Source organism: Mucilaginibacter sp. P1_A3, from assembly GCF_056406855.1.
In genome coordinates, this window is the sequence record NZ_JBFTZJ010000002.1 from 219,103 (window position 1) to 239,445 (window position 20,343).

Here is a 20,343-nt window from a genome sequence, read left to right on the forward strand (position 1 = left end):
AAGATGTTTAAATGGCGGAATTTTAATAAAACTCCGCCATTTGTATTAATTACTCACATCTCTTTTTTTGCCGGTATAGCCGGTTATGGTGATCTTTGCAACATCGGCATCAACCTCCAAATTACGGGATGATTGCGACAGGTAGGTAGAACCATAGTAAAACTCCACCCGTTTTTTGCTGTTGTTTTTATAGGTAATATCAGCAAAAAAATCATCCGGTTTAAGCTTAATGAATTTCTTAGGCTTGGAGATATTTCCTGTTTGTTTATAAACTTTCAGGCTGTCCTGGTTTTGTGTAGCAACAAAAAACTCACCTCCATTTGCCGATTGCACTGAAGCTAATCCTTTAGCATCTCCATTAATAAATAAACCGCTTTGAGCTATGGATAGGGGGGCAAAGCCGCCTTTACCATTACCTTTCATATACAAGCCCATAAAGGCGTCATGGCGGCCGGTAAAAGGCTCCATGCCGAAATCATTACCAACCATTATTAAGTCGAGGTTACCATCCTGGTCAACATCTTTAGCTATCATGCCGTAAACCGGGGCTGTTTGGGTAGCCAAAGGCATGGCGCTTATTTGGAATTTTCCGTTTCCTTTATTTTCAATTAAGCTGGTGTTCATATCGGTAGCTTTCATGATCACCGCGTTTTCTTTATCCTTATCGCTCCAAAGGTCATCCATGGTAGCGTGACCAAAGCCCCTGTAGCTTGGGTATTTTTTACGGATAGAAATAAGCTGACTGATTAAATCATCACGGGTGTGCATCGGGAATGGTTTTTGCGAACCATCTTCGGCTTTCATATAGCAAAATATCATGGCATCAAATGAGCCGTTACCATCAAGGTCTTTCCCCATAATGGTCATAGGTTGCGTAAATGATGCTTTATAGTTGGAGTTTTGACCCAGGTTTCCCGCTATGTAGTCAATATTACCATCATTATTAAAATCGCCGGCCACTATGCTATTCCACCAGCCCACATGGGTATCAATACCCGATTTTATTTTTTTAAAGCCACTTCCGTCCCCTTTGTAAAAGTTGATCGGCATCCACTCGCCAACAACGATCAAATCAACCTTGCCGTCCTTATCAAAATCCGTCCATAAAGCATCGGTGATCATTCCACCATGTACCAGGTCGGGGCAAAGCTGGGCCGTTACATCTGTAAATTTACCACCATCGTTGCGGTATAAATGGCTCGCCGGCGATGATGGATAAGCGCCAGAAACTGAACGCCCACCAACAAATAGGTCGAGGTCGCCATCATGGTCAAAATCTGCAGCACGAACACAGGAACCGTTATCATACTCTACTGGTACAGCTCCAAAGCTTTTGCTAAACTGCCCTTTGCCGTTGTTGATATACAAGCGGTCTTGTGCCGATGTATGATCCTTAGGGAATTCATAACTACCACTTACCACATACAGGTCAAGGAAGCCATCGTTATTGGCATCAAACAGAAGCGCGCCCATATCTTCTTCTTCCTTAAAGCTATCGTTTAAAAAACGCTTGCCGTCCATGGTAAATTTGCCATCACTACCCTGCATAAAAAATACACCTTTGTTGCCGGCAGATCCACCGATGTAAAAATCATCATAACCGTTATTATCAATATCGCCTACAGCAATGGATGGTCCGTACTGGCTTAGTTTATGAGGTAAAGTTGGTTGAATGTTGTAGTCAATCGCATCTTTTTCCTGATGTACATATTTTATACCGAGTTGACTTTCAGCTGATTTAAAAACAGGTTTGGCATTAACCGGTATCCCTGCCGGGTAGCTGCCCCCGCTGTTCTTATATTGCAAAGTAAGGGTTTGGTTGGTCTTAATGTTTTTAATTAATTGTGTTTTACCATCGGCCCAGCGGATGCGCAGCGAATCAACTTTATTTGCAGTGCCAATACCAAAATGTGCCTTGGCATCGTCAGTACTCATATAACCCCGGCAGGGCTGCTGGTCATAAAACTGCTGTTTGCCCTGGTAATATACCCGAATGATAGCGCCTATACCATCACGATTTTTGGTATTGCCCTGTAAGGCAACTGTTAAGTAATTATGCGCTTGGGCTACCAGTGTTTTATTGTTGAGGGTATTTTCATAAATAAAGGCATCGTCGTCAATATTGTTGATCACCAGGTCAAGGTCGCCATCATTATCCAGATCGGCATAAACGCCGCCTGTTGAAAAGGTTGGCTTAACTATGCCCCAGTCTTTTGACTGATCGGCAAACATATAACCGCCCTGATTTTTAAAAGCGTAACTGGCTGTTTTAACAACTGGGAATGAATCGGCAGCGGCCAATGTTCTGTTTTCCTTAACCGTGCGGCCCTGGTCGTTGCTGTAAAGTGCATGGTCAAGGTCGGTAACATCGCGTGGGTATCCGTTTGTGATCACCATATCCCGGTAACCGTCGTTATCAAAATCAGCTACCAATGGAGTCCAGCTCCAATCGGTTTGATAAACACCAGCCATGTAGGCAACATCGCTAAATTGAGGGTGACCTAAAGGCGTTTGCCCCTGGTTTAATTGCAGTACGTTACGAATGTATTGGTGCTCATATTTAAATTTTGTATTGTTGATGTAGGTGATATAGTTATCACCCATCAGCATGGTTTTTTTGCGCACGTTTTCTTCGGGAAGCATCTCTAATGATACCAGGTCGGGGAGGCCATCGTTGTTGATATCTACCATATCTGACCCCATTACCGACCAACCCGTATGCTTAAAATATTCGTCTGCGCGGTTGGTAAATGTTCCGTTTTTGTTGTTGATATATAACAGATCGTTCGATATAAAATCGTTACCCACATAAATATCCGGCCAGCCATCGTTGTTGATATCGGTTATAGATACCGAGTTGCCAAAACCTTCCATCAAAATGCCAGCCTTTTTGGTAACATTGGTAAATGTGCCATTGCCATTGTTGCGGTATAGCCGATCGTTGTTCTCGGCGCTGCCATCACTTAGTTTGAGGCGATAGGCAACCGGTGTTGTTTTACCCAAAAAGTTGGTAAGCAGGTACATATCCAGGTCGCCATCATGGTCGTAGTCAAAAAATATGGCCTGTGTGCTATAACCATCGTCATCCAGGCCGTAAGCCTTTGCTTCATCCTTAAAAATTGGAATGCCGTCTTTATTATTTCCCTGGTTTATATAAAGCATATTGCGGCGCTGTTCGGGGTTCGATTTGAAAGATGCGCACACATAAATATCCTGTTTTCCATCGTTATTGATATCTATTACCGATACGCCCGCGCTCCATTTACCTTCGCCATTTACCCCTGCAATATCAGTAACATCGTTAAATTTCAGGTCGCCTTTGTTAATGTATAATTTGTTGGCAACCATATTACCGGCAAAATAAACATCGGGCAGGCCATCATTATTAAAATCACCTATCCCTACACCTGCGCCATTGTATAAATAAGGATGATTCAGAATGTTGATACTGTCACTGGGGGTTAAAGTGTTTTTGAATTTGATGCCGGTTTGAGATGGATCCAACAGTTTAAAAAGGGTAGAGCCGCCCTGTTTGCGCGAACAACCCTGGGCCAAAAAAAGGAATAGTATTATAAACAGTTTAAACTGGATTGGTAAACTTTTTATCATGAAATTATCGCTACTAATTGAATATTGGTTTATGCTATGGTTAAGCTTTAACTTACTGGTGATTAAACAGTAAGCGTACGTAAAGAAAATGGATTTTGACATAAAGGATTCTGCAAATCATATCAATATTTCGTCAAATAGTATCGTGTAATGTTTGTTTATGTATTTACTATTAGCTTTGATTATTAACCCGTTAGGGCCAATTAACCTCAATTGAATTATTGTTATCCGTTATATGAAGAAATTTTACTTTGTTTTATTTACTGCCTCGTTATTAATTTCATGTTCATGCAAACAAAAGGGATGGCAAAAATTAGCCGAAGATCCTAATTATATCCATCGGTCTGTTAGGGAGGTTACAGAAGTAATGCTGCATGATATTTATTCGCCACCCGTTGCTAGTCGCATTTATGCCTATATCACCGTTGCCGGATACGAAGCGGCGGTTAATGGAAACAAAAATTACATCTCACTTACTGGACAATTAAAAGGGCTCGATTCTGTACCCAAACCCCAGGCCGGTAAACAATACTGCTACTCTTTGGCGGCATCACACGCCATTTTAACGGTTGGTAAGATACTGGTCATGTCAGAAGGTAGGATAGAGGGTTTTCATACTACGTTGATGGATGAATATAAAAATACAGGCATGCCCGATGATGTATACCAAAATTCCATTGCATACGGAAAGCTTATTGCGGATAGGATACTTAAATGGGCTGGTAAGGATAACTACAAGCACACAAGATCATTATCTAAATACGATGTGCAAACTGATGATGCAACCTGGAAACCTACTCCACCAGCCTACATGAAAGGCGTTGAGCCGCATTGGAATGAAATAAGGCCTTTTATTCTCGATTCGGCACAGCAGTTTAAACCGGCAAAAGCGGTTGATTTCTCTTTAAAACCTGACAGCTACTTTTACAAACTGGCTGTAGCCGTACGCGAAGCAGGACTGCATTTAACTCCTGAACAAACAACGATAGCTAATTATTGGGATGATAACCCATTTAAGGTGAATACCAACGGGCATACCATGTTTGCTACAAAGAAGATATCGCCGGGAGGGCACTGGATAAATATTACCGGCATTGTTTGCAGAAAGGTGAACGCAGATTATGTGCGCACTTCAGAAGCCTACGCCTGCATGGCGGTTGTAATTGCCGATAGCTTTATCAATTGCTGGGACGAAAAATATAAAAGCAAAGTGATACGGCCCGAAACCTACATTAATCAATACATTGACCAAAACTGGATGCCCCTGCTGCAAACACCACCTTTCCCGGAGTATACCAGTGGGCATAGCGTAGTTTCAAATGCGTCGGCTATAGTGCTTGGCAAATTATTTGGCAGTAATTTGGCTTTTACCGATTCTACCGAAGTGGAATTTAGCATTCCGGCACGCCAGTTTAAATCATTTAAAGCAGCGGCTGATGAGGCTGCCATGAGTCGCTTTTACGGGGGCATTCATTATATGCCATCCATAGTTAACGGGGTTGATGAAGGCGTAAGGATTGGCGAGTTTGCCCTTACCAAATTAAAAACCCGCAGGTAGGTACTTAAAATGTTTTAATCTTACTGTTTCTCTTATTTTGCTGATACTCAGTTGGGGTAGTGCCAAATTGTTTTAAAAAGTTACGGCCCAGGTGCGATTGTGAGCTGTAACCAACCATATTTGCCACTTCATAAACTTTATAATCACCATCCTCCAGCAGTTTTGCGGCGGCTTTTAAGCGGGTAATATTGATAAGCTCGTTGATGGTAAGGTTTGATATAGCTTTAACTTTACGGTATAAGGTTGGCTTACTCATATTCATCAAATTGGCAATGTGCTCCACATCCAGGTCCGGGTTTTGGATGTTGTTGTTGATAACCGCGTTTAGTTTATCCAAAAAGCTTTCATCAGGTTTGGAGTAGGCCATGGTTTTAATATTGGCCAGCGGCGAACTTGCGAAATGATCTTTTATTTTATTACGGTTGATAAGCAGATTGGCTATTTGCACCTGTAAATGCTCGGGCGAAAATGGTTTTTCGATATAGGCATCGGCACCAACTTCCAAACCTTCAATTTTACTTTGCAGGGTGTTTTTGGCGGTGAGTAGTATGATGGGTATATGGCTGTAATCAAAATTGGTTTTTATTCGTTTGCACAGTTCAAATCCATCAATAACCGGCATCATTACATCACTTATGATAAGCTGAATGTTTTCAATTTCTATCATATCCAGGGCCTCCTGACCGTTAAAGGCTTTTATTACAGCATATTTATCGCTCAGGTCATCCGAAATAAAATCAAGGATCTCGGGATTGTCATCCACTAAAAGTATAATCGGCTTCATAAAATCAAAATTATCTTCTTTAACAGTATCGGTTAGTTCGTAATTGTCTGGAGTGTTGTGCAGGTCAAATTCCTTTTCCTGGTGTATGGGTAATGTGAGGTTAAAAATATTAAAATCATTAATGGATTTGTTTAAAACCAATAAGCCCTTGTGTAATTCGGCCAGCGAGCGTGAAAGCGAAAGCCCAATGCCTGTACCTATCTGCTTCTCCGATTCCTTCATCCTAAAAAAAGGTTCGAATATTTTTTCCCGCATTTCATAGGGTACTATATACCCGTTATTCCTGATTTCGACGGTAAAAGTACAATCGTTTGGTTCACTCTTCAGTAGTTCAATCTCTACTGCTGATGTGCCGTACTTTATGGCGTTGTTGATAAGATTGCTTATGATTTTGGTAAAAGCCTCTATATCCACGTAAGCATACAGGTTTTTGTCAACATGTTTTAGCGAATAATTTTGGTTTTTTTGCTCCGCCATCGGTTTAAATCTCGAAAACACCTCCTCAAGCAATTCGGCAATATCGGTTTTAACAAAACTCAGGCTAAATCCGTTGGTTTCGGTCTTCCTGAAATCCAGCAACTGGTTAGTGAGATCGAGCAAACGGTTGGTGTTTTTTTCCATTATTTTAAGATTGTTCTGGATATCCGGAACATGCTCGGCCCGTTTAATAACTTTCTCCATCGGCCCCTTTATCAAAGTTAACGGAGTGCGTATTTCATGGGCAACATTGGTAAAAAACTCAATTTTGGCATTGTAGATCTGCCTCTCTTTATCGCTTTCCAGTATTTCAATCAGCCGGTTGTTTCTTAAGCGGTTGCGGGTATGGTATTGATTCAGCAGGTAATAAATGGTTAAAATAATTAGTAAAGCATACAGTATATAGGCCCACACACTTTCCCAAAACGGAGGGGCAATATTTATTTGCAGTATGGTTTCTTTTGTAAGCCAGGCACCATTGTTATTTGCGGCTTTAACTATAAAAGTATAATGGCCGGGTAATAATTGAGTAAAATAAACCTTCCGGTTCCGGTTCAGGTCTGTCCACCCTTTATCAAGCCCTTTCATCATGTATTTATACCGGGTCATTTCGGGAGATGGAAAACTTAGGGCTGCAAAATCAATACTGAAAGATGATTGGTTATAATTTAAATCGATTTTTTTGGTGTAGATAATAGAGCTGTTGAGTAATGAATCGCTGCCTTTAACCAAAATCTCCTGGTTATGAACCTGGAAACCGGTAATGTATACGGGGGCCACAAAATTATTTTCTTTAAATGCCGATGGATTAAAACTTACCATGCCTTTTACACAACCAAAGTACATGGTGCCATCGGTATCTTTAAACGCCGAGTTGTAGTTAAACTGATCGCTTAGCAACCCACTTGCCTTGGTGTAAATTTTTATACCATCGTTTATAATGTTTAAACAAACCAGGCCACGGGTAGTGCTTACCCATATATTTTTCTTGTTATCTTCCAGAATTCTGAAAACGTAGTTGCTGGGAAAGCCATTGCTGAGGTCAAAAAATTTATAAGCTCCTGTATGCAGATTGTATTTCCATAACCCAAGTCCTTCGGTTGCAAACCATAGGTTATTGTTGCTATCTTCAAATAAACCATTTACCGTGGTGTTATTGAGGGCATTTTTTACAGTGTACCTGTAGTTAAATTTACTGCCGGTGTTTTTATCGGGATCATAACAGTAAATACCATCATGTACAGTACCAACCCACACTTTGCCGTTATGATCTTCGAGCAGGGAGTAAACAAAATCGTGCTCGGGCACCCGGTCAATAAGTGTAAAATCCTTTTTCTCCGTATTATACCGGTACAGGCCTTGAGTTGTCCCTATCAAAATTGCGCCAGACCGTGTTTTGATGAAACAGATGATGAAATTACTTTTCAGATCGTTTTTTCCCTTGCCTGCCAGGTAATAGCGTACTACCTTGCCGGTAGGTATATTCAGAATATCCAAACCGCGTTCAAACGTGCCTATAAACAGCTCATTACCATTGGCAAGTAAACCATGGATGTTGGTATTGGTAATGCCGTTTTTTACCCCCGGAAAGTAATGTGTCCAGGTGGTTTTATCGGGGCTTAGCTTATTAAGTCCGTTATCTTCGGTTCCTAACCAAAGATTACCATATATATCTTTACAGATTTCGCGTACAACGTTACCATTCAGCGAATTTTCGGGACCCGGATAATACTTGTTAAAAGTAGAGTATTGTTTTGGATAATAATTAAGCCCACCAAAATAGGTGCCTACCCAGATACCGCCCTCCACATCCTTATAAAGTGTATATACTGCGTTGTCGGAAATGGAATAGGGGTCGTTATACTTTTTTTTGAGATTGGTGAAAGTGCCTTTTGCTACGTCATATATAAATACCCCCGATTCTGTTGCTATCCAGAATTCGTTTTCGGTATATTTTACAAAATCCCTTACATAAACAGCCGTTTTATTGGTGTTATAGGTTAAAAGATCTTTATAAGTACCGTTACTGCAATCAAACTCCTTGAGTCCCTGGCTGGTGGTGCCAATAAATATTTTGTTGTTGCCAACTGCAAATATTTTTTCGATAAAGGTTGAGGTAACCCATTGAGAATTTTTAAATACATTAAAGCCAGTAAATGTGTGGGCAACGGTATCCAGTTTGTTTAACGTACCAGTTGTTGATGATACCCATATATCGCCATTGTTAATAGCTATTGAACTTGCTTCGAAATGCTGGTATGATTTGTAATCGATTATTTTACCTGTTCTTTTCTCATACTTCATTAAGCTACCTCTTGATACAAACCAGCAGTTGCCATAGCGGTCGTTTACAATATATCTTATGGCGTTATTGTTTGTGGTAATGTGGGTGAACTTTTCGGTTTTTGGGGTGTAATTATCAAGGCCCTGGTCGGTAGCTACCCAAAAGCTGCCGTCTTTATCAATTGATAAAGCATGTACCATATTACTGATAATGCTGTTTTTATCTTTTGGATTATGCCTGAAAACTTTAAAAGTATAGCCATCAAAACGGTTTAATCCATCTTTGGTACCAAACCATAAAAATCCCTGTTTATCCTGCAGGCTGCAGTAAACTGTATTGTTTGACAGTCCGTTTTCTACCTGGTAATGCCTGAAGTAATAAGGCTGCGCATTACAGATATTAAACGGAACAAGGAGTAATAAATAAAATAAATATATCGGTCTCAAAATGGTTCGCTTAGACAAATATAACCATTCTGATTAACGGTTTTCGTCTGAATAAAAATTGATACTTTTTGACTAATTATTGATATGATTTGGTTAATAAGGAGCACCCAAAATCCTTTTTCTTTACATCGTAATTTAAATATGTCATCCCTACATTTTTAAAAACAACAATTAACCAATAAATAAATAACTTTATGAGAAAATTTTTACTACTCAGGTATGAGGGGTTCTCCCACATGCAATGGCCACCCAGTAAATGGCGCCAAAAAGTAACATTAGTTGTATTTTCCATTATGAGCTGCCTGCTTTTTTCGCTTGGTGCATCTGCACAGGTGAAGGTAAGCGGAACCGTATCTGATACTACGGGCGAGGCGCTTACGGGCGTGGGTGTACGGATACGCGGAGCGCAGGGAGGAACAACAACAGATGTAAAAGGACACTTCAGTATCACCGTACCTGATGCCAACAGCGTTTTGGTATTAAGCTACATTGGTTTTACAACTATCGATTTACCTTTAAACGGTAGAACCGTAATAACGGTACGTATGAAATCAAGTAACGCATCCTTACAGGAGATTGTGGTAACTGGTTACGGTTCGCAAAAAAAGGAATCTATTACGGGTGCAATCTCCAGCGTAACCAGTAAAGATCTTGATCGGGTGCATGCCGGTTCAACGGTAAGTACAGGTTTAGCGGGTAAAATTCCGGGTGTTACTTTCAGAATGTCAGAAGGCCGGCCGGGAGCAAGCGCCAACATCCAGATTCGTAACATGGGCTCGCCTTTATATGTAATTGATGGTATCCAGCAAGATGAAGGTCAGTTTAATAACCTTTCACCAAATGATGTAGAGAGCATTACTGTTTTAAAGGATGGTTCGGCGGCTATTTACGGGGTGCGTGCTGCAAATGGTGTTGTGGTGGTAACCACAAAGAAGGGTAGTGGTGACGCCCGCATCAATATTGATGCTTATACAGGCTATCAAAATTGGTTTAGGTTTCCCAATGTGCTTACCAACTCCTATGATTACATGCGCTATCGGGCCGAGGCAGAGGTAAATGACAATGGTTCAACAAGTATTACTCAGGCCGAACTTGATAAATACAAAGCAGGTACTGATCCGGCTTACCGTAGTTTTAACTGGCGCGATTATGTTTTGAAAAGCAATAATAATGCCCCTCAAAACTCAGTAAATGCCAATTTTACAGGTGGAACAGATAGAGTTAACTATTATGTATCGGCAACAAATTTATATCAGAACTCACAATTGGGTAAAGAGTATAAATTTAATCGCTCAAATATCCAATCAAATGTTTCTGTTAAAGTGGCTGCCGGCTTAAAAGTTAGCCTGGATATCAATGGGCGTATAGAAACCCGCGAAAATCCAGGTGTACCGGGAGGGGACGATTATTTCCTGGCCAAGTTTGCTGTATTAAGGAATACACCTCTGGAGCGTCCTTTTGCAAATGACAATCCTGCTTATTTAAATGATATTGGTCACACCGAATCAAATTACGCGTTTTTGAACGATAAACTTTCAGGTGTATATCATAGCGATTGGCGTGTATTACAAACCAATTTTGGTGCAGAGTATCAGATACCAGGCATCAAAGGGTTAACTTTAAAAGGTTTATACTCATATTATATTGCCGATTATTTACTAAACAACCAGGAGTATACCTACAATGCTTATACTTACAGGCCTGCAACAAACACCTATGATATAACAGGCGGGAGCACCAATCCATGGAGAGAACGCGAACAACGTAAAGAATTTGCTAAGACTTTACAATGGCAGTTAAACTATAATAATACATTTGGCAAGCATACCGTAGGTGCTACATTTGTATCTGAGCGCATTGAGCTGCAGCACTTAAGGAACTGGATTCATGCATCACCGGTTTCAAACAACCTGCCGCTTATTTATTTCCCTACTGCCGATAGATATGAGGATAGCGATAACAAAGAGGCCCGTATTGGCTACATCGGCAGAGTCAATTACAATTACGATAACAAATATTACTTAGAAGCATCGGCAAGACGTGATGCATCATACCTTTTTGCACCAGATAAACGTGTTGGTTATTTCCCCGGTGTATCTGCCGGCTGGAGAATTACCCAGGAAGGATTTATGAAAAACCTGCTGGGAGATCACAGCGTACTTAATGATTTGAAAATTCGTGGTTCATATGGTGTATTAGGAGATGATAGAAATCCTAATAACTCAAGTCAGCCGATTATTGGTGCTTATTCTTATCTGCCTGGTTACAACTACAATACAGGTACTGCCATAATTGATGGTAATGCCGTTGTAACATCCAGAGATAAAGGTATAGTAACTACTAATATATCATGGTTAAAAAGTAAGATAACTGATGTTGGGATGGATTTTAGTTTCCTAAATAGCAGTCTTACCGGTACGGTTGATTATTTTTACAGGAAACGTACTGGTTTGCTTGGTACAAAAAATGACGTGATCTTACCTATAGAGGTAGGTTATGGATTGCCTCAGGAAAATACCAGCAGCGATTCGCAGCGAGGAGGAGAAATCGCACTTAATTATAATGGTAAAGTTGGTAATTTTACTTTTAATGTAGGTGGTAATTTTTCATACAGTCGCCAAAAGAATTTACAGTCATACAACCCATTGTTTTATAATTCATGGGATCAATACCGAAACTCAACAGAAAACAGGTACTCGCATATAGATTGGGGTTACCAGGTTATAGGTCAGTTCACGTCACAGGCTCAGATTAATAACTATACTGTTAACATTGATGGTAAAGGCAACCGTAGTTTACTACCCGGGGATTTGATATACAAAGATCAAAACGGAGATGGTAAAATTGACCAATACGATGATCGTCCGATTGGGTTTGGTTATGGCACACAACCTAATATTAACTTTGGGTTTACTTTGGGAGGAGCATACAAAGGGTTTGATTTTCATGCAGATTTCTCTGGTGGTGCAGGTTATACCTGGTTCCAGAACTGGGAAACAAGATGGGCTTTCCAAAACAACGGTAACTTAAATACCATATTCGAAGATAGGTATCACCATTCAGATCCATTTGATGTAAACAGCACATGGATCCCTGGTAAATATCCCGCAAACAGGGTAAATCCGGGCACCGGTCACAGCGATTACTCACATAATTCAACCTTCTGGTTACACAGCGTAAAGTATCTTAGAGCAAGAACTCTTGAATTGGGTTATTCATTACCTGCTAATTTATTGGCAAAGGTTAAGATCAGGAAAGCGAGATTTTATGTTAACGCGTATAATATGTTTTCATTTGATAACTTGAAGCAATACTCGGTTGATCCCGAAACAACGGACGATAACGGGCTTCAGTTTCCTCAAAGTAAGGTCCTTAACTTCGGTGTTAATTTAACCTTTTAATTAATCCCTTAAGTTTAAATTCAATGAAAAAAATAACAATAATAACTACGTTTGCTGCCCTGTTAATTACGGGATCATGCAAAAAAGATAGCGAGTTTTTAAACGTGCCGCCTAAACAGATTGTAACCGCCGATCTGGCGTTTTCAGATCCTAACCTGGTGCTTTCAATCCTCGGCGACCTATACAACCGAACAGTCGATTTTTCTGGTCTTGATAACGGCTGGTCTTCCTTTGCTGATTTTAGTGAGTCATTCCCTTCAGAAAATGGCAGCTCATTCTTTGTACAAAGAACCGGTTGGGGTTATGGCGAATGGGGTACATGGGATTACACCTATGTTAGGGACCTGAACCTTTTTATTAAGCGCGCAACAACAGCAACTAAACTTACCGCAGCAGATAAAAATCAATTTATTGCCGAAGGCAGATTTCTGCGGGCCAATTATTATTTTGAACTGGTGAAGAGGATGGGTGGTGTACCACTGATTACCGAGCCGCTTGATTATGATTTTTCGGGCAATGTTATTCCTTTGCAAATACCACGTTCAAAAGAATCTGATGTATATGATTTCATAATCAGTGAAGCTGAGGCTATTAAAGGATTATTACCGCCAAAACCTGAAGAAAAATCAAGAGCAACACCCGGTGCTATATTAGCTATGGAAGCAAGAGCGGCTTTATATGCAGCATCAATTGCTAAATACGGCGCTACAACTCCACAGGTTACACTACCAGGCAACGAGGTGGGTATCCCTGCAAGCATGGCAACCGGCTACTATACTAAAGCTTTGGCAGCAGCACAGGCTATAATTAATGGCAGTGCCGGTAATTATTCATTGTACAAACAACTGCCTGATCCAAGTGACAACTTTGCCAATCTATTTTTAGATAAAGCCAGTTCAGAGTCGATATTTGTGGAGGATTTTAAAGCTAACGGAGGCAAAACCCATGGCTTTACTACCAACGATCAGCCTTATTCTATATCTGACGAAGGTTTAGATGCCGGCCGCTTAAATCCTTCATTAAACCTGGTTGAAGCTTTTGAAAAACTGGATAATACTTATGCGCCTTTGGCAACTAAAGATGGCTCTGGCAATCCAATTTATTATGCAGATCAGCTTGATATTTTTGCCAACAGAGACGCAAGACTGGCGGGTACCGTACTTTTACCCAATGGTTTATTTAAAGGTAAACGTACTGATGTATGGGCAGGCTACCAGTTGGCCGATGGAAGCATACTTACCAGTGGTGATGCCGTTCAGTTAAAACCATTGCCGGGTACAACTACGCCCGTACAGGTGGTAGGTAAGGATGGACCGGTAAATGGTTTGGAATTCCGTACTCAAACCGGTTTTTATATTCGTAAGTATCTTGATCCAACTGTAGGTTCTGGTCGTCGTGGCCGTGGTAGCGATGTTAACTTTATTCGTTATCGTTATGCCGAGGTTTTATTAAACGGAGCTGAAGCAGCCTTTGAATTAGGCCAGGCAGGTGTAGCAGCCGGATATATGAATCAGGTTAGGGCCCGCGCAGGTTTAACCATACCATTAACAGCAGCCAACATTACATTTGACAGGATAGTTCATGAGCGCCGGATTGAACTTGCCTTTGAAGGGCATACATTATTTGATATGAAACGCTGGAGACTTGCTCACATAGTTTGGGATGGTAACCAGATGACAGTTGCTGATCTTGTTAGTAATATTGGCAAGGCTTCTAAACACAATACCCAGCCTTACGGATTATGGCCATACAAATATTATAATCCTGGTAATGCTAACAATGGTAAGTGGTTATTTAAGGAAGTTAAGCCAAGCTCGGTAACTGGCACCAACAGGTTTCAATTGGGTAATTATTACTCACAAATTGGGGATGATATATTGTCAGCAAACCCTAAAATTGTTAAACAACCAAATCAATAGTATTAATTAAATTACGATCATGAAAATAAAATTTCATCATATAATTATAGCGCTTTTACTTGCAACCACGGGTTGTAAGAAAGATAATTATGATGCGCCATCATCAACGTTTAGCGGGCGTTTAACTTACAAAGGCGATGCAATAAATGTGGAATATAACCAGGTGCCTTTTGAGCTTTATCAGCCGGGATTTGGTAAAACAGGCGCTATTGTGGGCACATTTGGCCAGGATGGAGTTTATTCAACACTTTTGTTTAATGGCAAATATAAATTTACTATACCGCCAAATCAGGGTCCTTTCATGTGGAAGGAACTGAGTGCAGGTAAAAGGGATAGTTTGGCCATTACCATAAGCGGCAGCCAGAAAATGGATATTGAGGTAACTCCTTACTATATGGTACGCAATGCTAATATAACCGCTGGCAGTAACAAGGTAACAGCTGTTTTTAGTATAGAAAAGGTAATTACCGATGCTAATGCCAAAGGTATTGACAGGGTGAACCTTTATATCAATAAAACTCAGTTTGTGTCTAACGGAGATAATATAGCTAATTCGGAATTAGCGGGCTCGGCAATTACAAGCCTGAATAACATCACTATGAATGTTAGTATTCCTGGTATATCACCTACCCAGAATTATGTTTTTGCCCGTGTAGGTATTAAAATAAGTGGGGTTGAGGATATGATTTTCTCTCCTTTAGTAAAAGTGTCCTTCTAAGTTAATAATTGGTTGGGGTCATGCTATTCAGTATGGCCCCTTTTTTCTTTCCAATAATTTTATTGAGTCTGCTAATCATACGAATGAAAAAACTGAATTTTTGCCTGTCTGTTTTAGTTTCTGCCTGTTTATCGGCCAATGCCCAGCAAGCTGGCTGGCATCTAATAAAAGATAAAATAACTACTCCCTGGGCCGAAAAGGTGGACCCTAAAGCTCCGCTTCCGGAATATCCGCGGCCTCAGCTTGTTAGGGGAAACTGGCAAAATTTAAATGGTTTATGGAACTATACTATCGTTCCAAAAACACAAACCAACCCATCGGCATACGCCGGTAAAATCCTGGTTCCTTTCGCTGTTGAATCTGCGCTGTCTGGCGTGGGTAAAACAGTTGGTAAGGATAGTATGCTATGGTATAAAACCACTATCACATTAAATAAAACTTTAAAAGGCAAAGATGTTTTGCTGCACTTTGGCGCTGTTGACTGGCGGACCGAAGTTTTTGTGAACGGCGTAAGTGCCGGTAAACACGAAGGCGGCTTTGATCCTTTTACATTTGATATTACCCCTTACTTAAAAGGTGGTTCAAAACAAGAAATTAAAGTTAGCGTGTGGGACCCAACTGATGATGGTCCGCAGCCACGCGGTAAACAGGTTAAAACGCCCGAAGGTATCTGGTATACCCCTGTTACCGGGATATGGCAAACCGTTTGGCTGGAAGGTGTGGCTAAAACGCACATAGAAGCAACCAAACAAACCCCCGATATTGACAATCAAACACTTACAGTTTCTGCTGAAGTTATAAATAGCCAGCCTGGCGACAAATTGAAAATAACCGCCTGGGACGGTAAAACCCTGGTTGATGAAAAAACCATAGAGGCAGGTGCAACTGCTGTTTTGGATATTAAAGACGAAAAATTATGGTCGACAACTGATCCTTTTTTGTATGATCTGCAGGTAGCCGTGATCAGGAATGGCAAACCGGTTGATGAGGTGAAAAGCTACTTCGGTATGCGTAAGATCTCGCTTGGCGCCGATGCAAACGGCATACAACGCATGTTGCTGAACAATAAGTTTGTGTTTTAATATGGACCGCTTGACCAGGGTTGGTGGCCAGATGGCTTGTACACCCCGCCAACTTATGAGGCAATGAGTTTTGATATTGATAAGTTAAAGGCAATGGGCTTTAACATGATCCGTAAGCACATTAAAGTTGAGCCTGCCCGTTACTATAATTATTGCGATAAAATGGGAATGCTGTTATGGCAGGATATGCCAAGCGGCGATCTGGGTAACCATTGGGAAAATCGTCCCGGTGTTTTAGATAAGGCTACCGATCAACAGCGTACTCCAGAGTCTGAAGGTTATTACCGTAAGGAATGGAACGCCATCATGAACTCGCTTTATAACTATCCCTGCATTGTGGTTTGGACACCCTTTAACGAGGCCTGGGGACAATTCAAGACTGTTGAAATTACAGAGTGGACGATGAAAAAAGATCCATCACGCCTGGTTAACAGTGCCAGTGGGGGTAATTTTTATGATACAGGCAACATGGTCGATCTGCATAACTATCCTCATCCGGCAATGCCCCGTCCAGAAATATTTGGAAAAACCAAAGCTGTTGTTTTAGGTGAATTTGGAGGCTTAGGCTGGCCGGTTGATGGCCATACATGGCAGGCCAACAAAAACTGGGGTTACCAGAATTTTAAAAACGGAGATGATTTACTTAAGCGATATGTCACTTTTACTGATAGGCTACAAGAATTAATTAAGCTGGGCTTATCGGCAGCGGTGTATACGCAAACAACCGATGTTGAAGGCGAAGTAAACGGTTTCATGACCTATGATCGTAAAGTGATTAAAATGCCGGTGGAATTGTTACATAAAGAAAATGTAAAACTGTATGATCCGGCCTTAGCAAAATAATATATTTAATGATGAATAACTGGAATAGAATAGGTAAAGGGGCTTGCCTTATAAATGCATTCATATGTTTTGGCATTTACACCGTATCGGCACAAGTAAAAGGTACAATTGTAAAGGTTAATAATCAGCAGGTAAATGCCAATTACGTGAGTAACCGCGCCCCGTTACAAAGGGAATACTTTGAAAAGCTACCTGTAGGCAGCATAAAGGCCGGTGGCTGGTTAAAAAAAGTATTGGAATTACAGCGCGATGGCCTTACCGGCAACCTGGGCGAAATAAGTGTTTGGCTTTCAAAAACCAATAACGCCTGGCTTAATAAAGAAGGGAAAGGCGAATACGGGTGGGAGGAATTGCCTTACTGGCTAAAAGGTTACGCCAACATAGGTTACATGCTGGGTGATAAAAAAATAATTGCCGAAGCAAAATTTTGGATCGATGCGGTGCTGAACAATCAGCGCGATAATGGTGACTTTGGGCCCGCCCGCACCAACAAGGGCAACCGCGATCTTTGGACAAATATGCCAATGCTCTGGTGCCTGCAATCGTATTACGAGTATTCAAAAGATCCAAGGGTTATCCCGTTCATGACCAAATATTTTAAGTATGAGTTATCGGTACCTGATGATCAGTTTTTAGAGGACTACTGGGAAAACAGCCGTGGCGGCGATAATATGCTAAGTGTTTACTGGCTTTACAACCGTACCGGCGACAAATTTCTGCTTGATCTGGCTGCCAAACTTGATAAAAATACCGCCAACTGGCGCCAGGCCAATAATTTGCCCAATTGGCATAATGTAAACGTAGCGCAATGCTTTAGGGAGCCAGCTACTTTTTATCTGCAAAGTCACGATCCTAAAGATCTGGCAGCAACCTATAACGACTACAAACTAATTCGTGCCATATACGGCCAGGTTCCCGGTGGTATGTTTGGTGCCGATGAAAATGCCCGCAAAGGCTATGATGATCCGCGCCAGGCGGTAGAAACCTGCGGCATGGTAGAGCAAATGACATCAGACCAAATGCTGCTGGGTTCTACAGGAGATACATTTTGGGCCGAAAACTGTGAGGATGTTGCCTTCAATACCTTCCCGGCAGCCTTTATGCCCGATTACAGATCGCTTCGTTACTTAACCGCTCCAAACATGGTAGTAAGCGATGGTAAAAACCATAGCCCGGGTATTGCCAACGAAGGTCCGTTTTTAATGATGAACCCTTTTAGTAGCCGCTGTTGCCAGCATAACCACGCTGCAGGCTGGGTATATTACGCCGAGAACAGCTGGATGGCTACCCCCGATAATGGTTTAGCAGCACAGTTATTTACGCAAGGACAAGTATCTGCCAAAGTAGCCAACGGCACAGCGGTAAGCTTAATTGAAACCACTAAATACCCTTTTGAAGATCAAATCAATTTTACTGTTAATACTTCAAAAACAGTAAATTTCCCGCTATACCTGCGCATTCCCGAATGGTGTAAGGATGCAACTGTAAAAGTGAACGGTATTGCTGTGAAACTGGGCAGCACAACCGGCGACTATATAAAACTGGCTAAAACCTGGAAAAATGGCGATAAAATAACCCTGCATCTACCTATGCAATTAAAGGTTCGCCAGTGGGAGCAAAATAAGAATAGCGTGAGCGTAAATTACGGTCCGCTTACTTATTCCCTTAAAATTGATGAGCAATATACTAAAGAAGACAGCAGGGCCTTTACCCAGGGCGATTCGCACTGGCAAGCCAGCGCCGATCCGCAAAAGTGGCCTGCGTATGAAATTCATGCAGCTTCGCCATGGAATTACGGCCTTGTTATCGATGAAAAGCATCCCGAGAAATCAATAGAAATAATTCATCATGCATGGCCAAAGGATAACAATCCTTTTACCAATGCCAACGCGCCTATCGAGCTAAAGGCAAAAGGTAAAAAGATTCCAGGATGGGCAATTGATCAGTATGGCATTTGCGGCGTACTACCTCAAAGCCCGGTTAAAACCGACGAGCCGGTAGCTAATTTAACCTTAGTGCCGATGGGCGGTGCAAGATTAAGGATCTCATCATTCCCGGTAGCAGAATAAAAATTGCAATATAGTTATTGCAAACTGTGTGTTCCAGGTGTTCCTGAACACACAGTTTGTACATTATACAGGCTTTGTACTAACCAATAACAAAATATTGATGAAGGTTAAAAATCTAATAAATGGGGTTTTAGGATTGCTTTTGATGGGGTTAAATGCCGCAGCCCAGCCTAAGGATGGTGCTATAAATCAGCAACCGCCATCACCACTTTATCGCGACCCCATTTATGACGGTGCCGCCGACCCTGTTTTGGTTTATAACCATACCCAAAAGGAGTGGACCATGCTTTATACCCAGCGCAGGGCAAATGTGCAATCGCCTGGCGTAGCTTTTTGTTATGGTACTGCAATAGGTGTCGCTATCTCCAAAAACCACGGCCATAGCTGGACGTATAAAGGCGCAATCAACCTGGAGCATGAGCAAGGCCAGAATACTTTTTGGGCACCCGATGTTGTTTACGAAAAAGGTGTGTACCACATGTTTGTGGTGTACATAAAAGGCGTATATAGCCAATGGGGAGGCGATGCCCACCTGGTTCATTACACCAGTAAAAACCTTTGGGACTGGAAGTATGAAGGGCCATTAAACTTGCCCGATCATAACATCATCGACCCAACATTAATGAAATTGCCCGATGGTAAATGGCACATGTGGTACAAAGATCAAAAGTTGCAGAGCATCACCATGACAGCCGAAAGTACCGACCTAATCAACTGGAAAGTTGCAGATAAACCCGCAATTGGTGGCCTGGCTCATGAAGGGCCAAAAATATTCTGGTTTAAAAATTATTACTGGATGATAACTGATGAATGGCATGGGCAGCGGGTTTACCGCTCAAAGGATGCCCAAACCTGGGAGCGCCAGGGCCTTATACTGGATAAACCCGGCCATCGCCCCGAAGACACTCCAACCGGTGCACATGCCGATGTGGTGGTAAGCGGCGGGCACGCTTATATCATTTACTTTACGCATCCTGGCCGTAAAACACACCAGGATGATGGTGGTTTGGATAAGGATGGCACTTATTCATACTCAACTAAACGCACCTCCATACACGCTGCCGAACTGGAATTTGAAAACGGTACATTGCTTTGCGATAGAGATAAACCATTCAACTTTTGGCTTGATGATATTAATGACAAATAATTGCAG

General features: G+C 41.5%; 10 protein-coding genes. 8 read left to right on the top strand and 2 right to left on the bottom strand.

The window, feature by feature from the left end:
- Positions 1–45: 45 nt before the first annotated feature.
- Positions 46–3,609: a VCBS repeat-containing protein gene (locus tag AC1D0K_RS05195; protein ID WP_477399606.1), complete on the bottom strand. Its 3,564-nt coding sequence runs from the start codon at positions 3,607–3,609 to the stop codon at positions 46–48.
- 235 nt (positions 3,610–3,844) lie between these two features.
- Here AC1D0K_RS05195 and AC1D0K_RS05200 point away from each other — a divergent pair, with 235 nt between their 5' ends.
- Positions 3,845–5,167, top strand: a complete 1,323-nt coding sequence (locus tag AC1D0K_RS05200; protein ID WP_477442185.1) for a vanadium-dependent haloperoxidase — start codon at positions 3,845–3,847, stop codon at positions 5,165–5,167.
- 4 nt (positions 5,168–5,171) lie between these two features.
- Here the strand turns inward: AC1D0K_RS05200 and AC1D0K_RS05205 are convergent, their stop codons facing one another.
- The gene (locus AC1D0K_RS05205; RefSeq protein ID WP_477399057.1) at positions 5,172–9,158 is read right to left on the bottom strand and encodes a hybrid sensor histidine kinase/response regulator transcription factor; all 3,987 of its coding nucleotides are present in this window, start codon (positions 9,156–9,158) and stop codon (positions 5,172–5,174) included.
- Between the two features lie 194 nt (positions 9,159–9,352).
- Here AC1D0K_RS05205 and AC1D0K_RS05210 point away from each other — a divergent pair, with 194 nt between their 5' ends.
- The 7 genes from AC1D0K_RS05210 (at position 9,353) to AC1D0K_RS05240 (ending at position 20,337) form a co-directional block, all read left to right on the top strand.
- Positions 9,353–12,559: a SusC/RagA family TonB-linked outer membrane protein gene (locus tag AC1D0K_RS05210; protein ID WP_477399055.1), complete on the top strand. Its 3,207-nt coding sequence runs from the start codon at positions 9,353–9,355 to the stop codon at positions 12,557–12,559.
- A gap of 23 nt (positions 12,560–12,582) precedes the next feature.
- Entirely contained in the window at positions 12,583–14,478 is a 1,896-nt protein-coding gene (locus AC1D0K_RS05215) for a RagB/SusD family nutrient uptake outer membrane protein (protein WP_477432258.1), read from the top strand.
- A 19-nt stretch (positions 14,479–14,497) separates the two neighbouring features.
- On the top strand, positions 14,498–15,196 hold the full coding sequence (locus tag AC1D0K_RS05220) for a DUF3823 domain-containing protein (RefSeq protein ID WP_295721180.1): 699 nt from the start codon (positions 14,498–14,500) through the stop codon (positions 15,194–15,196).
- An 83-nt stretch (positions 15,197–15,279) separates the two neighbouring features.
- On the top strand, positions 15,280–16,278 hold the full coding sequence (locus AC1D0K_RS05225; protein WP_477394439.1) for a glycoside hydrolase family 2 protein: 999 nt from the start codon (positions 15,280–15,282) through the stop codon (positions 16,276–16,278).
- Positions 16,279–16,341: 63 nt separating this feature from the next.
- Complete coding sequence (locus tag AC1D0K_RS05230; protein WP_477394440.1) at positions 16,342–17,121, top strand: glycoside hydrolase family 2 TIM barrel-domain containing protein; 780 nt, start codon at positions 16,342–16,344, stop codon at positions 17,119–17,121.
- 8 nt (positions 17,122–17,129) lie between these two features.
- Complete coding sequence (locus tag AC1D0K_RS05235) at positions 17,130–19,190, top strand: beta-L-arabinofuranosidase domain-containing protein (RefSeq protein WP_477394442.1); 2,061 nt, start codon at positions 17,130–17,132, stop codon at positions 19,188–19,190.
- A 100-nt stretch (positions 19,191–19,290) separates the two neighbouring features.
- A complete protein-coding gene (locus AC1D0K_RS05240; RefSeq protein ID WP_477394444.1) occupies positions 19,291–20,337 on the top strand; it encodes a glycosyl hydrolase in 1,047 nt (348 codons plus the stop codon).
- Positions 20,338–20,343: the final 6 nt, after the last annotated feature.

Excerpts from the sequence above, each read along its gene's own strand:
- AC1D0K_RS05195 (WP_477399606.1), bottom strand. The coding sequence starts at position 3,609 with ATGATAAAAAGTTTACCAATCCAGTTTAAACTGTTTATAATACTATTC.
- AC1D0K_RS05235 (WP_477394442.1), top strand. The coding sequence starts at position 17,130 with ATGATGAATAACTGGAATAGAATAGGTAAAGGGGCTTGCCTTATAAAT.
- AC1D0K_RS05215 (WP_477432258.1), top strand. The coding sequence starts at position 12,583 with ATGAAAAAAATAACAATAATAACTACGTTTGCTGCCCTGTTAATTACG.
- AC1D0K_RS05220 (WP_295721180.1), top strand. The coding sequence starts at position 14,498 with ATGAAAATAAAATTTCATCATATAATTATAGCGCTTTTACTTGCAACC.
- AC1D0K_RS05240 (WP_477394444.1), top strand. The coding sequence starts at position 19,291 with ATGAAGGTTAAAAATCTAATAAATGGGGTTTTAGGATTGCTTTTGATG.
- AC1D0K_RS05225 (WP_477394439.1), top strand. The coding sequence starts at position 15,280 with ATGAAAAAACTGAATTTTTGCCTGTCTGTTTTAGTTTCTGCCTGTTTA.
- AC1D0K_RS05230 (WP_477394440.1), top strand. The coding sequence starts at position 16,342 with ATGAGTTTTGATATTGATAAGTTAAAGGCAATGGGCTTTAACATGATC.
- AC1D0K_RS05210 (WP_477399055.1), top strand. The coding sequence starts at position 9,353 with ATGAGAAAATTTTTACTACTCAGGTATGAGGGGTTCTCCCACATGCAA.
- AC1D0K_RS05200 (WP_477442185.1), top strand. The coding sequence starts at position 3,845 with ATGAAGAAATTTTACTTTGTTTTATTTACTGCCTCGTTATTAATTTCA.